Here is a 13,831-nt window from a genome sequence, read left to right as displayed (position 1 = left end):
TCAATTGACGCTGCCTGCGGTCGCGGCGCCGCTCGCGACATGGTTCGCGGCGGCCGCCTTGGCGGCGAGTGCTGCCTTGTTGTGCGCGACCTGCTGGGCGAAGATGGGGTTGACTTCCGGATACGATGTATCAGTGACATAGTCAAGGCCGTTCTGCTGGGCTTCGATCAATTCCTGGTACACCTGAGCACGTGTCTTGCCTTCTGCAAAAACGCTCGACGAAGCAGCGAAAACGACGAGGGACAATGCGGCAAAAGCGATCTTCTTCATGATGAACTCCAGAGAGTATTGTGCGGGTTTGCATGAGGGATAACCACGGGTTTCCGGCTTTTATTCCTGCCTTGGCGCTTCGTAAAAAACAAACTTCGAACGTGGAATAAACTCACACCTGCGTGTGTTCGCCACTCGATAGCTGAAATCCGACGAATGCCGAAACCATGACCTCAACCGCTCCTCCCTCCGATTCACCGCCTTCCGAAGCCGACATTCAGGCCTACGCCGATGGCACGCTGACGCCGGAACGCGCTGCGTTTCTGCAGGACTATCTGGGCAAGGATCCGGCGGAAGCACGCCGCGTAGCGTTCTACGACAGGCTCAACGCGCAGATGCAGCAGGCCTTCCAAACAACTGACGAACCCGTTTCGACCCGCGCCGAAGGATGGCGCGGTGTACTCGGGCGGCTACAGGCCGGGAAACGCCGGGGCAAGGTGGTGAACGCTGTCGTGGCGCTCGTTCTGACGCTGATCGCCGCGAGCGGCTGGCTGGCCGCCACCCAGGTATCCCGGCAGGCACTCAACAATGCGGCCGTAATGGCGTTGGCGGAAACCGCCACCGCACACTATTCCGCTGCCTCGCCGACGCGAACCGACGTGTCCGCGCCCAACCTCGCGGCGATCGGGTTGAGACTGGTGGATCAAAGGGTCCTATCGCTCGGTCCACTCCAACGCGCCACCGAATTCATTTATCTGAACGGCGACAACCGCCCCGTCGTGCTGATTTCCTCGCTGGCACCGCTGGCGCCGGCGCAGCCGCAGTGGGCCGCCCTGCGCATCGGCGAGATCAGGTTGCTGACCTGGACGGTGCAATGGCAGCGCTTCGTGGTCGCCGGCGACGCCCGCACCCACGGCCTGATGCGCGCCGCCGACGTGATGACGATGCGCTAAGCCCTTTCCAGATTTTTGCGCAACGCGACAAAAACAACGGAATAAAATGTGCCCACGTGTGTTTGCACCTCGAATACGCGTGGTGGTTCAATCGACGGCTGCCCACCCGGCGCCTACGAGAAGCCCCACGATTGGGATAGAAAATGGATGTCCGTGACGAGTTGATGGAGCATGTGCCGCGCTTGCGGCGCTATGCGCGAGCGCTGATCAACAATCGCGATCTCGCCGACGATCTGGTGCAGGACACGCTCGAACGCGCGCTCGGCCGAACCGGCATGTTCCAGCCCGGCACCGACCTGCGTGCGTGGCTGTTCACGATCATGCATAACGTGTTCGCCAATCAGGCGCGCAAGGCTTCGGCGCGCGCGGTACACGTGGCGGTCGACGACGACAGCGTCCACGAAAGCGAATTTGCCGTGCAGTCCGACCAGACCCGTTCACTGGAAATGCGCGACCTCGACTACGCGCTGCAGCGTCTGCCGATGGAGCAGCGCGAAGTCGTGCTGCTGGTCGGTCTCGAGGAAATGAGCTACGCCGACGTGGCGCTGGCGCTGAACATTCCGATCGGCACGGTGATGTCGCGCCTGTCGCGCGGGCGTGAGCGGCTTCGGGCATTGATGGCGGGCACGCAGCCCGGTGCAAAACTACAGGTGGTGCGATGAGCGACCAACACACGCCGATCGGCGAACAAGAACTGCACGCGTACGTGGACGGCACGCTGTCCGACGAACGACGCGTCGAGGTGGAGCGCGCGCTCGAACAGAACCCCGAGTTGGCCGCACGCGTCAGCGATTATTTCTCGCTGAACAATATGTTTCATGACCGCTATGACCGCGTGCTGAGCGAGCCCGTGCCCAAACGTCTGCAAACGCCTCTGGCCAGCGGGCGCCGCTGGCGCATAGCCGCCAACTGGCCGCAGTTCGCCGGGATGGCGGCGGCGCTGGTGTTGGGCGTGGGCATCGGCGTCGGCACGCATATGGGGCAGGACGTCGTGGCGCCGGTCGCCGGTCAGTCGAACACGCGCCCGGTCAGTGCGGACAGTTCGGAAATGTTTGCGCGGCAGGCCGCGGTGGCGCATGTGGTTTATATGCCCGCCGTCGACCGTCCGGCCGAAATGACTGCGGATCATGAGCAGGATTTCGTGCAGTGGCTGTCAAACCGGCTCGGCACCAACGTGCATCCGCCGATGCTGTCCAAAAGCGGTTTCAATCTTTCGGGCGGCCGCCTGTTGCCGGGCGCCGATGGACCGACCGCGCAGTTCATGTATCGCGGGCCGAATGGCGAACGCGTAACGCTGTGCATTTCGCACCGTCAGGTGAATTCGAATACCACTGCGTTCAAGTTGTATCAGGACGGGTCAGTGAACGTGTTCTACTGGGTCGACGGCGACTTCGGCTATGCGGTGTCAGGCGGGATCGATCGCAAGGTGCTGTTGCAACTGTCGCATGACGTGTACTCGCAATTGACGGGCGCCGCACCGGGTTGAGATGCTGCATCAGATCGCGATAGCGGGTTCAGTTTGCCGAGCCGCTACCGTGATCGAGCGACGCCGCGCGCATCGCGTCGCTCGGATTAGTGAAGAATTGCTGACGCAACTGCGCAATCTGCGCGTCGCGTTGCTGACGCGACAAACCCTGTTTGTCGATCTGCGCGCGCTGGCTCGCATAGTCCGCGTAGCGGGCTTGCCAGGCGTCGTCAGCCTGCTGCATCTGCACGACGCGCTGCGCCGCTTCAGGCCCAAGTGTCTGCGTGATCTGCGCACGCATCGTATCGAGCGAACCGCCCTGCTTCTGCGCTTGACTGATCGCGTCGAGTGCGGCCTGTTGCTGGCGCGCTCGTTCGTGGGCTGCGCGCGTTTCCGGCGGCAGTGTCGCGTCTAGTGCGGTGAGACGCGCCGCTTTTTGCGCCGCGCTCAACGAATCGTCTGACGCGATGCGCAGACGCGCCAGATCCGTATGTTGCTGCTGCGATTCGGCTCCGAAGAACGGCTCGTTCCATTCGCCCATCAAACGGGTGCCCAAGGCATCGCGCTGATCGAGTGCGAGTTGCAGCGCGTCGAGGTCCAGCTTTGCGCCGTTCTGGCTTTGGACCGGTGAGGTTTGTGGCAACTGGTCGAGCGCCGTGCGATAAGCGTTGTAGCGCTGCCAGACGGTCACCGCTTCGTCGGCGGCCGGCGTGCCGTCGAGTTGCGCGGCGATCTGGCGACGCACCAATGCATCGAGCGTCGCAGCGGAGATTTCGTTTTGCACCGTCAGGAAATAATCGAAGAAATCGCGGACCGCACGCGAGCGCGCGAGGTGGCCGCGGCCATCGGTTGGAAGATGCGGTGGCGACGAACCGTCGAGCGAAGCGGGCAATGCGCCGGCAGTCGACGTGCCGGCCACCATGTCCTTGCTCGAAGCAAGCGCGGGTTGCGCAGAGCTCGCTGCATTCACCGCGTGCAACGCTGACGCATCATGCGCGGACGGCGGGCGGTTCAACCACAATGCCGCGCCGGCCGACACCGCACCCACCGCCACGAAAACCAGCCACTGACCGCGCGCGCTACCCTGCTGCCGATCCAATCGCCGCATCCGATCACACGCCTTGCGTCTTCAGGCGATTGGCCTGCGTGCGAATCACTGCCACCGGGTCGGCCGCGTTCGCGCCGCGCACGCCGAGCAACTGGTTGATCTCGTCAAGATGGTTCCACTTATAGCTCGTGCCGAGCACCTTGCCGTAGAGTGCGCTGCACACCGAGACGAGTCCGTCGTTCTGTCCCGACCGGCGGCTCAGCATGATCGTGCCGGTGCCGTACAGGACGAGTGTCGAAGCATCAAGGAGGTTGGCGGAATCGATTGGCGCGACGCTGGTGTCAGTGGCGCCGGGGATGCCAAGCACGGAGGTCGGCTGAATCGCACTGCCCGCCCACGAGTACAGCAGATGCGTGTTGCCGTTGACGGTTTCAGTCGCGGCGCCCGTTTGGCATGAACCGGGCGCGCCGAGGCCGGCGCTGGGATAGCGCAAATTGTAGGCCGCGGCGTTAGCCGTGGTCAGCGTCTGCAGCGCGGCTACCGCATTCTGATTGGTATTGTGATTACTACTCGTCAGGATGCCGAATATATTCGCAAACGCGCCGATGATCGGTGTCGAAAGACCGGTCGGATCTTTTTGCAACGCGTCCTGCACGAAGTCGGCGAACTCCGAACCGCGATGCGGTGTACCGATCGTGGTGACCGAAGCGACGAGTTCCGGCGCTACTGCCGCAACATAGCGCGAGGTCAATCCGCCCTGGCTGTGGCCGATCAGATTCACCTTCTGCGCGCCGGTCGCGGCCAGCACCTGCTTCACGTAAGCGAGTAACTGTTCGCCGCGGCCGTTCGGACCGTCATCGCTCTGAAAGCCCGACAGGTTCGCCACATACACGCTTGCGCCGTGCTGCTGGAGGTCGGACTGAATGCCGTACCAGTAGTCGAGCACGCCGAGATATTTGTCGGTCCCAGTGAGGCCGTGGACGAGGACGATGGGATAGCGGGTTGCCGCATAATCATCGGCGCTGGTGGTCGACGTCGCGGCGACTGCGCGCTCGATGGCAACCGGAGTGGCGATGGTGAGAAGCACAGCGAGCGGCGCATTGGCGAGAGCGGCCGCGATCGCCCAGGCGACGATGCGAGAACCCTTCGATTTCGACATGTGACGGCCTCCGGTTGCGAAGTCCGCGTATTTAGCTATACAAATCGATCGAGGGCAATAGAGCCGGTCCTCCAAACTGCTTATGCTGCAGTGCGTTTTTAAGGTCTATCGCGGTGTTGCAATGCGACGGGCATTGAAGGCGTCGAGTTCCACAATGCTGCCTGGATTCGCGCTTGACTTGACCAACTCGCGCGGCGTAACGCCCAACAACCGCCCCATCCAATGCGCCATATGACTCTGATGCGCAAAGCCCGTTTCCAGCGCGATCTGACTCGCGCTCAACCTGCCTTGAAGCAATAGCGCTCTCGCCCGCTCCACGCGCCGCTGGACGACATACTGATGCACCGGCATACCGAGCGTTTCGCGAAACAGCGCCTTGAAATGCGGGACACTCAACTCAGCATGCACTGCCAGTTCGCCAAGCGTGAGGCGCTGATCGAGGTTCGCTTCGATAAACTCGATCACGCGAGCTGCAGTTTTCGGCGCAAGCGTGCGACGTTTGTTTTCGAGTTTGTCGAGCGCCGGCGCGTTGCCGATCAGCCGCACCACCATTGCTGTACACAGGCTTTCGGCGTAGAGCGGATCAGACGCATCGTCCGCTTCGAGTTCCGCGCGTAACGCCCAGGCCAGATGCTGAAAACGCGGGTCACGCATCTGGAACTGCGGACGAAGCCGCGCTTCGCTCGTCTTCAATTCCAGCTGTTCCACGGTCCGCTGCGCGAAGTCTTCGCCGATCCACACACTGAAAATCGTGCAGTCGGCTTCATCGGTCCACTGCCCGTCGACGCCCGCGGGAATCACATCCGCATCGCCATGCGCCTGAATCCGCGAATAGCGGCGCTCATTGCACACGCAACGCGCCTTGACCGGCGCACCGACATGCACACCCACGCGATGATGCTTGAGCGCCGGAATCCGGTGCAGCCCGGCCGACACGTTGACCAGTTCCGCGCCGAAGCCCTGCCAGCCGAGCGTCTTGCTCGAGAGCAGCGCGATGCGGGAGCCACTGTGCGGCTGCGGTATCGGTGTCACGGCGTTCATTGCTTTCCCTCGTGGATGGCGGCCAATGTGTGTGCATTGTGCTGCGTTTTTTGCTCTTTCGCTTGGCGCGCACCGCCTCAACACGCGTGCTGCGCCGCCACAAGGAAAAACAATCATCCGAATCTGCGCATGACGATCCGTGCCCGCGCGTTTCTCCGTCCGCGTCTCCCTAAGATGGCCGCATACCGACCCAGGAAGGAGCTCAACGTGTACGTGATCTTTGGAGCAGCAGGCAATGTAGGCAGAGTGAGTGCGGCGGCGTTGCGCCGGGCGGGCCGCGAAGTGCGCGCGGTCGTGCGCCACGCGAGGCAAGGCAAGGCGTTAGCGGAAATCGGCTGTGAAATCGCCATCGCCGATCTGCTCGATCCGGCTTCGGTCGCGCGCGCTATCGAGGGCGCATACGCGGTACAGATACTGTGTCCAGTGCCGCACGCGGACGCCGATCCCGCAACCACGATGCGGCGCATGATCGACGTGAGCGCGGGCGCTTTGCGCGCCAACCCGCCGCAACGCGTGCTCGCGCTGTCCGACTACGGCGCGGAACACGCGAGCGGCACCGGCATCACGACGCTCTTCCACGCCCTCGAAACGCAACTTGCGCCCATTGACTCGCAGTTGACGTTTCTGCGCGCAGCCGAACACATGCACAACTGGGCGCGCGTGCTGCCGGTCGCACTCGCCAGAGGCGTGCTGCCGAGTCTGCATCATCCGTTGAGCAAGATGTTTCCGACGGTTGCTGCAGAGGATGTCGGACTGCTGGCCGCCGAACTATTGCTCGACGACAGGCCGGCGAAGGTGTCACCACGAGTGGTGAGTATCGAAGGTGAAACGCGCATCAGCGCGTTAGATGTCGCACGCACACTCGGTGCATTGGCGCACCGTCAGATCACGGCCTACGAAGTGCCACGCAGCGAATGGGCCGCCATGCTTCATGGCGCGGGACTCGGCGAGAACCACGCGCGTCTCATCACGGATCTGTACGACGCACATAACGCGGGCCGCATCGACGTCGAAACGGAGATCAGCGAGCGGCGCTTCGGCGCGACTGCGCTAGAGGGCGTGTTTGCGTCGATCCTGGCGCGTGTCGCTGAAACTTCAGCTGCAAATGCAAACGCCACTGCGCGCTAAACGGCACTCGTATCAGGAGGAATGACATGCATACCTGCCCTTTGCTGCGCGCATCGATGGAATCGCGGAAGATCGTGGAGCGTCGAATCTCGCGAACGCGCGCGACCATGAGCGTCCGCCACTGGATGGCGATCCGGGCAAGTCTTGCGGGACTGACAGGCTGGCGAGCGCTTCGGGACGTGCTGAACGCAATCCCGGATAGCAACGACGATTTTGGCTTGTTCTGATTCGCGGCGGCTCGCGGCTCGATACGCCGTAGACACGCCGCAGAGATGTCATCACCGCGTCAAGGCCGCACTACATTGACGAAACCGACGCCACAACGCCGGCCACCGTTTGCAAACAAACGGTGGCCGGCATGCATGCGCCGATTATTCGTTTTCGTCGAAGTAGTGCCCAAACTTCAATTGTTTGGTGCGGATATAGCGCTCGTTTTCCTCGCGCATCGGAATCGCCAGCGCCACCCGCTCGCATACCGGAATGCCATGCTTCGACAGCGTGTCGAATTTCTCCGGATTGTTGCTCATCAGGCGCACCGAAGTGACCTTGAGCGTGCGCAGAATGCCTGCCGCGGAATCGTATTCACGCGAGTCGTCGGGCAAGCCGAGATCGAGATTGGCCTCGACAGTGTCGCGGCCCTGCTCCTGCAACGCATACGCGCGGATCTTGTTCGACAGGCCAATGCCGCGCCCTTCGTGGCCGCGTAGATACAGCAGCACCCCACAGCCTTCAGCCGCGATGTAGCGCAGCGCCAGATCGAGTTGTTCGCCGCAATCGCAGCGGTACGAGCCGAGCACGTCGCCCGTCAGGCACTCGGAGTGCAGGCGCGTCAACACGGACGACTGGTTTGCGACGTCGCCCATCACGAGCGCGAGATGTTCGGCGCCGCTATCGGCCACGCGAAACACGTAGGAGGTAAACGTGCCGTAGCGCGTGGGGAGCGTGGCGGTAGCGTCGAGGACGACGCACTCGCCGCTGGGTGCGCCGTCTGTTGCTTGCGACGGATCGTGAGACGTGAGCATGGCGTTGGACAATGGTGCTGACATGAACCCGCAAAATTGGGATGCGGTATGGACCGGCAGTTTACCGCTAATCGGCACACCGCGCCCGGATGCCCGCGTGCCGCGCGCCAAACCAACGCGCATCACATGGCTATCTGAGTTAAACGCATTGCGCGCCACAGGTATTCCCGAGGTCCTTCCGCCGCGCGCCGCGCCTATACTGGAATAGCCTGTCCCTCACGACAGCGCGCCGCATCGGCGTGCTGCACTGCGAAACGGAGTTGCTCCATGACAAGCGTTGCACAGCTTCTTAAAACTAAACCGAACAACACCACCGTCTTTACCGTCGGGGCCGACGATTCCGTCTACGACGCGATCAAGCTGATGGCTGAAAAAGGCATCGGCGCACTGGTCGTGACGGACGGCGACAGCATCGCCGGGATCGTTACGGAGCGGGACTATGCGCGGAAGGTCGTCCTGATGGATCGTTCGTCGAAGGCTACGCCGGTGCGCGACATCATGAGCAAAGCCGTGCGCTTTGTCCGCCCTGACCAGACCACCGATGATTGCATGGCTCTGATGACCGAACGGCGCATGCGCCACTTGCCGGTCATCGAAAACGACCGCCTGGTCGGCATGGTGTCGATCGGCGATCTGGTGAAGAACATCATCGCCGAACAGCAATTCACCATTCAGCAACTCGAGTTCTATATCCACGGCGAACGCCCCTGAGGTTCGCGGCATATCGCAGGTCGCGCCACACGGCGGGCTTCGCGCACTGCCGAATGGGGCGCAAAAAAAGCCCAATCCTTGAAAAAGGTTGGGCGAAGCTACCTTTCGGCAGCGGAGGTTCCTGAATTGTGGACCGCGAGAATGCGCGCCGCATAAAGCGCGCATGTGGCTCGCCGCATCACTGCTGACTGCTCGCGGAACGGCGGAACGTGCGCTCAGCTAATTTACGCACGCCCCGCTTCGGTCACATCAACTGCCGGCCGGACCAGCCGGCCTCCAAACTTGGTTGCCAAACTCAGTTACCAAACTTAGTTACCAAAATAAACCGACTTCGGGCCGGACGTCGGTTGCAAGACGCCACCCGCTTGTGACGAACCGCTCACCGCGCCACCATAACCGCTGGTATCCGCGACGGGTTCCTGCGTTTGCGCGACTGCCGGATTTTGCGCCTGCACACGGCTTTCGGCGGCTTGAGCGTCGCTCGGATAGTTCGTGTCGTTGCTGGCGGCCGGGTTATAGCCCGCTTGTTCAAGCTGAATCAACTGACTGCGGACTTCTGCGCGGGTCGCGGGCTGATCGCCCGATTGAGCGAACGAAGCTACTGGGACGGCGAGAACGGCTGCAACGGCGATTGCCTTGATGAGCGATTTCATGACTTACCTCCAGATCTGTTTTTTAGCTTCGCTTGCCACACCATGTGAGAAGCGAGTGATTTCAGTCTAGTCACCCAATCATCGCGGGAAAACCCTTAATTGTGAGATAGATAATTGTTCAAAACGCAAGAGTGTGGCGAAACTTACCGCCAAAGACGATTGAAGGCTTCGTTTTACCGTAATAATTGTCGGGATCGTAACCTTTCTGTCTGATGGTTCGAAAATGCGTCCCCACAGAACGTGTTTTGCCGCATTGCTGCCTGACGCTAATGGTCAGATTGACGGACTCGTCAACGCCTCGGCATGCGGTGGCAGCAGCAATTTTCGCGGTCCGCTAACGAACGCGCTGCCGGGTTCGAAAAACCGCAACGGCCGATGCATTTCGCGCGACAAGCCGATGCGCGTCGTCACGCCGATCGGCACATCGCCCGTCTCGATCACACCGATCCACAGGCCATGTCCGCTGCAAAGATCGCGGCCGTCAAACGACTGATCGATTCCCAAGGCCACGGTGAGCCGGCCGGGCCCGCGCGCGAGATCGCGCAGCGGCACGCCAGGCCGCCGCGCCTCCATCAGCGGCAAACCTTCCAGCGGCTCGATCGCGCGAATCAGAATACCCGCGCCAACCTCTTCCGCTTCCGCGGACATGTTCAGCATGTACGAAAGCCCATACGTGAGCCGAATATAAGCGTGGCCGGGGGCGAGAAACATCGAACCGTTATACGGACGCCGGCCTGCAAATGCGTGGCTGGTCGAATCGCCGAGCGGGTACGCCTCGGTTTCGACAATCCGACCGCTGATACGGCCTTCGGGGAGGTCGTGCACCAGATATTTGCCGATCATGAAACGCGACAGCGCGACGGTATCGAGCGGTAAATCGTCACGAAGCAATGGGAGGATGGGTAGAGGCTGATTCGGCATGCAATGCGGACGAGTCGTTAAGCGCAAAGCGCTGGGTTCGATAAATGCGCGGCCTACCCGTGCAGCGGACACGCCAACGGGCGTGCAACCCGCGCCGCATCAAGCGGCGAAGCGCCATCGGCCTGCCTTCATCGGACCATTCGTTGTACCAAAACCTCATTTCCAGGCACCGACGCATTCACCATGGCACTAATTGGAGTATCGTGTGTTTCCGGCTTGCAGGACAGCCTTTGCCGGCATGCGTGTGCTTAGGCGCGCCTGATCCGCTTACAGATTGCAAGAAGTCGCACGACCGCAGCAACGTTCCATTCAGATTTGATCCCGAAGTACCCGCTGGTGCAGTACACCGGCCCATCCCGGGGCCGTCGTATTCATGACAATAGGAGAGAGTTGAATGAAAGCATTCCAGGCAATCAAGATGGTCGGCGGTGCGCTGATCGTTCTGGCGTCCATCAATGCGTACGCGCAAAGCAGCGACGCTGCAGCTCCGGCGGCTCCCGCGGCTTCGTCCGCCCCTAGCGCCAAGGCGGACAAGGCGGCCAACCGCGCACTGGGTCGTAAAGTGCGCAGCGCGCTGTCGAAGACCAAGGGCCTGAGCGTGACCAACATCACCGTGCGCGCACGTGGCGGCGCAGTGACGCTGGCCGGCACAGTGCCTGAGCAGCCGCAAGTCGACCTGGCAACCCAGGCCGCGCAAGCCGTGCCGGGCGTGACGTCGGTCAAGAACGCCCTCTCGATCCGTCCGGTCGGCCAGTAAACCGCGTCGGTCAGCTGTAACGCTTTATCCGGACGCATCGCTTCATCACGAGGCGGTGCGTCCGAACCGAAGCAGCCTGTTTCTTTCCCTGACGCCTGACGCTGCCAACCCGGCAGTTTTAGTCTGCCGATGGTGTTTCACTCATCAAAACCGCGCCGCATTGTCCGCGCAATCCTGCGTCACTCAATCCTTCAGATGCGGAACAGCCGCCGATTGCCTTGTCACCTTCGCCAGTGCGTCGGCACAATCGTCTGTAGTGCCGGATGACAAAATCCGGACCGCCTAGAATTATCCTTTATAATTTAATGCGTTAGAGCACGTTGTTGACAAGCTGGTTTAGCATCTTCGCTCGCTCCCAGGTCTCGTCAACACCGTGCGTGCACGCCGCATCAGTCCCGTACAAGCAACAAGAACACGCATCTAAAGGAAGTCCTGAATGACCACACCCGCGACCGTTTTGCCCCGCTGGACCATCGCCGCGCCCTTCGTTGCCTGGATCGTGCTGGGCATCGCGTATGCCGTGCCGGGCAACGGGCTGCTGCTCGCGCTGATCGGCGTCGCGCTGTGCGCCGCCGTGTTCACAGCGGTGCACCACGCGGAAGTGGTCGCGCATCGCGTCGGCGAGCCGTTCGGTACCCTGGTGCTGGCGGTGGCCGTCACGGTGATCGAGGTCGCGCTGATCGTTTCGGTGATGCTGACCTCCGGCCCGGAAAAGGCCGGGCTTGCGCGCGACACGGTGTTCGCCGCGGTGATGATCGTCTGTAATGGGATCGTGGGCATCTGCCTGCTGGTGGGCGGCATCCGGCATCGCGAGCAGGATTTTCAAAGTCGTGGCGCGGCGGCCGCGCTGGCGGTACTCGCGTCCTTGTCCGTATTGACTCTGGTGATGCCGAACTACACGACGACTAGCGCCGGCCCGGTTCTGTCATCGTCGCAACTGGCGTTCGCGGGGGTGTCGTCGCTGGTGTTGTATGGGGTGTTCGTGTTCGTTCAGACCGTGCGGCATCGCGACTACTTTCTTGCCGACGTTCCCGACGAGGACGTCCACGCCGCCCCGCCGAGCATCGGTGTCGCGCTGGCAGCGGGCGGCTTGCTGGTGGTGTGCCTCGTCGCCGTCGTATTGCTCGCGAAAGTGCTCTCGCCGGTGGTTGAAACAGCGGTCAAGAACGCGGGCGCGCCGCCGGCGGTGGTCGGCATCATCATTGCCGCGCTGGTGCTCTTGCCGGAAGGGCTTGCCGCCGTGCGCGCGGCGCGCGCCGATCGCTTGCAGAACAGCCTGAATCTCGCGCTCGGTTCCGCGCTGGCCAGTATCGGGCTGACTATTCCGACGGTCGCTGCCGTGTTCTTGTGGACTGCTCAGCCGCTCATTCTCGGCATCGACGGCAAGGAAACCGTGCTGCTGATGCTCACGTTGATCGTCGGCACCCTGACGCTCAGTTCCGGACGCACGACGATTCTGCAAGGCGCCGTGCATCTGTCGCTGTTCGCGGCGTATCTGTTTCTGTCCTTCGCGCCCTGACGATAAGGCTCGGGGCCACGCTCTTCGCAAACGAGCGGCCCCTCTCCTTACTCCTCCCAATGTTCCGCAATCCAGTCGCGGAACAGATTCAGCTTCTGCTGATGCGCGACTGAATCCGGATACACGAAGTAGTACCGCCAGCCGGTCTTGAGCACCGTATCGAACGGCCGCACGAGACGCTTGGCCGCGACGTCTTCGTCGATCAGGGCAAGATCGCTGATGGCGACACCGAAGCCTTGCAAGGCGGCGTTGGTCGCCATGTCGAGCGTGTCGAAGCTCGGGCCGTGTTCAGCGTCGATCGCCGGCGCATTCGCAGCATCCACCTCGATCACCCTGGCAAGCCACATCTTCCAGTCGCGATGGTCGCGCGTTGGATGCAGCAGCGTGTGGCGCGCCAGATCCGCCACCTCGTTCAACGGTTTGTCTTTCAACAGATCCGGCGCGCACACCGGCGTCAGACGCTCCTCGAATAAGGGCACCGCCTGCACGTCCGCGCCCGGTGACGAGCCATAGATGATCGCCGCGTCGAACGGCTCGAGCTGGAAGTCGACGTCGTGCTGCCAGGTGGTGGTGATCTGAACATGCAGCTCGGGATACTCGGCCTGGAAGCGCATGATCTTCGGCAACATCCAGCGCATCACGCAGGTCGGCACCTTCAGCGCGAGATCGGTACGCTGACGCGTGAGCCGCAGCGATATCTCTTCGATACGCGCGAAGCTCTCCTTGACCGCGGGCAGCAACAATTCGCCTTCGGCGGTCAGCGTCAGGCCTTTCGCATGGCGCTTGAAGAGCGGAAACTTGTAGTAGTCCTCGAGCGCGATGATCTGCCGGCTTACCGCGCCCTGTGTCAGGCATAGGTGGTCAGCGGCGCGTGTGAAGCTGCGATGCCGCGCCACGGTTTCGAAAATCTGCAGCGCATTGAGCGGCGGGAGACGTCGCATCTGGATGAGTCCGGTCAGGGATCAGGAAAAGTCATTGCGTGGGCGGGCGGTGTTGGCTGCCGTCACGCCCCTTGAACCAACAGAATACGCGATAAGAATATTTTTCACGCGTTGCGCGCGAGCAAATATGCATGCATTTCGCTCATGACAGGGCTGTCAATTCCGGCCTGAGCGCGCCCGCTTGCACCGACTCAGGGCAGATGCCGCCAGACACCGCACCAGAACCGAGCTTTCCTCATACCTCCCAGCGGGCCGCCCGCGCGAAAAAATCATGGACGTTAACCCCGATACGCCACTGGATTG

The 13,831-nt window shown here is 61.9% G+C and carries 16 protein-coding genes; 8 read left to right on the top strand and 8 right to left on the bottom strand.

The features are described from left to right. Positions 1-270, bottom strand: a complete 270-nt coding sequence (locus M0D68_RS20815) for a DUF4148 domain-containing protein (protein WP_200619231.1) — start codon at positions 268-270, stop codon at positions 1-3. Positions 271-437: 167 nt separating this feature from the next. Between M0D68_RS20815 and M0D68_RS20810 the strand changes: the two genes are divergently transcribed. From M0D68_RS20810 to M0D68_RS20800, 3 genes are all read left to right on the top strand, one after another. Then, positions 438-1,163 carry an anti-sigma factor gene (locus M0D68_RS20810; protein WP_266225203.1) on the top strand — a complete coding sequence of 242 codons (726 nt, stop codon included), beginning with the start codon at positions 438-440 and terminating at the stop codon, positions 1,161-1,163. A gap of 143 nt (positions 1,164-1,306) precedes the next feature. After that, positions 1,307-1,825, top strand: coding sequence for a sigma-70 family RNA polymerase sigma factor (locus tag M0D68_RS20805; RefSeq protein ID WP_093638677.1), 519 nt, complete (start codon positions 1,307-1,309; stop codon positions 1,823-1,825). Continuing rightward, complete coding sequence (locus tag M0D68_RS20800) at positions 1,822-2,649, top strand: anti-sigma factor (RefSeq protein ID WP_266225201.1); 828 nt, start codon at positions 1,822-1,824, stop codon at positions 2,647-2,649. The genes M0D68_RS20805 and M0D68_RS20800 overlap by 4 nt, the downstream gene beginning before the upstream one ends. A 28-nt stretch (positions 2,650-2,677) precedes the next feature. On the opposite strand, the gene M0D68_RS20795 is transcribed toward M0D68_RS20800, so the two are convergent. The 3 genes from M0D68_RS20795 to M0D68_RS20785 all read right to left on the bottom strand — a co-directional run bounded on the left by M0D68_RS20795 (position 2,678) and on the right by M0D68_RS20785 (position 5,876). Then, the gene (locus tag M0D68_RS20795; protein ID WP_266225199.1) at positions 2,678-3,736 is read right to left on the bottom strand and encodes a lipase secretion chaperone; all 1,059 of its coding nucleotides are present in this window, start codon (positions 3,734-3,736) and stop codon (positions 2,678-2,680) included. A gap of 4 nt (positions 3,737-3,740) precedes the next feature. Next, positions 3,741-4,835 (bottom strand): triacylglycerol lipase, encoded by a 1,095-nt coding sequence (locus M0D68_RS20790; RefSeq protein ID WP_211708747.1) that lies wholly within the window; start codon positions 4,833-4,835, stop codon positions 3,741-3,743. Positions 4,836-4,940: 105 nt separating this feature from the next. Beyond that, positions 4,941-5,876, bottom strand: coding sequence for an AraC family transcriptional regulator (locus tag M0D68_RS20785; RefSeq protein ID WP_211703775.1), 936 nt, complete (start codon positions 5,874-5,876; stop codon positions 4,941-4,943). A gap of 207 nt (positions 5,877-6,083) precedes the next feature. Here M0D68_RS20785 and M0D68_RS20780 point away from each other — a divergent pair, with 207 nt between their 5' ends. Both M0D68_RS20780 and M0D68_RS20775 read left to right on the top strand, forming a co-directional pair. Then, the gene (locus M0D68_RS20780) at positions 6,084-7,004 is read left to right on the top strand and encodes an NAD(P)H-binding protein (protein WP_266225197.1); all 921 of its coding nucleotides are present in this window, start codon (positions 6,084-6,086) and stop codon (positions 7,002-7,004) included. Between the two features lie 26 nt (positions 7,005-7,030). Further along, the gene (locus M0D68_RS20775; protein WP_200619226.1) at positions 7,031-7,231 is read left to right on the top strand and encodes a hypothetical protein; all 201 of its coding nucleotides are present in this window, start codon (positions 7,031-7,033) and stop codon (positions 7,229-7,231) included. A 144-nt stretch (positions 7,232-7,375) separates the two neighbouring features. On the opposite strand, the gene ribA is transcribed toward M0D68_RS20775, so the two are convergent. Next, positions 7,376-8,026, bottom strand: coding sequence for a GTP cyclohydrolase II (ribA, locus tag M0D68_RS20770; protein WP_054036395.1), 651 nt, complete (start codon positions 8,024-8,026; stop codon positions 7,376-7,378). A 267-nt stretch (positions 8,027-8,293) separates the two neighbouring features. Between ribA and M0D68_RS20765 the strand changes: the two genes are divergently transcribed. Beyond that, entirely contained in the window at positions 8,294-8,737 is a 444-nt protein-coding gene (locus M0D68_RS20765) for a CBS domain-containing protein (protein WP_054036399.1), read from the top strand. A gap of 308 nt (positions 8,738-9,045) precedes the next feature. Here the strand turns inward: M0D68_RS20765 and M0D68_RS20760 are convergent, their stop codons facing one another. Both M0D68_RS20760 and M0D68_RS20755 read right to left on the bottom strand, forming a co-directional pair. Continuing rightward, a complete protein-coding gene (locus M0D68_RS20760; RefSeq protein WP_093638649.1) occupies positions 9,046-9,390 on the bottom strand; it encodes a DUF4148 domain-containing protein in 345 nt (114 codons plus the stop codon). Between the two features lie 273 nt (positions 9,391-9,663). Further along, entirely contained in the window at positions 9,664-10,311 is a 648-nt protein-coding gene (locus tag M0D68_RS20755) for a DNA-3-methyladenine glycosylase (RefSeq protein ID WP_266225196.1), read from the bottom strand. A gap of 394 nt (positions 10,312-10,705) precedes the next feature. Between M0D68_RS20755 and M0D68_RS20750 the strand changes: the two genes are divergently transcribed. Continuing rightward, the gene (locus M0D68_RS20750; RefSeq protein ID WP_093638639.1) at positions 10,706-11,068 is read left to right on the top strand and encodes a BON domain-containing protein; all 363 of its coding nucleotides are present in this window, start codon (positions 10,706-10,708) and stop codon (positions 11,066-11,068) included. 436 nt (positions 11,069-11,504) lie between these two features. Then, positions 11,505-12,587 (top strand): calcium:proton antiporter, encoded by a 1,083-nt coding sequence (locus tag M0D68_RS20745; RefSeq protein ID WP_093638634.1) that lies wholly within the window; start codon positions 11,505-11,507, stop codon positions 12,585-12,587. A 47-nt stretch (positions 12,588-12,634) separates the two neighbouring features. Here the strand turns inward: M0D68_RS20745 and M0D68_RS20740 are convergent, their stop codons facing one another. Next, entirely contained in the window at positions 12,635-13,528 is an 894-nt protein-coding gene (locus M0D68_RS20740; RefSeq protein WP_093638630.1) for a LysR substrate-binding domain-containing protein, read from the bottom strand. Positions 13,529-13,831 lie beyond the last annotated feature (303 nt).

This window comes from Paraburkholderia sp. SEWSISQ10-3 4 (assembly GCF_030464785.1).
GTDB classification, from domain to species: Bacteria; Pseudomonadota; Gammaproteobacteria; order Burkholderiales; family Burkholderiaceae; genus Paraburkholderia; species Paraburkholderia aspalathi.
The sequence above is the reverse complement of the archived record's forward strand: the minus strand, read 5'-3'. Positions and strand labels throughout refer to the sequence as shown.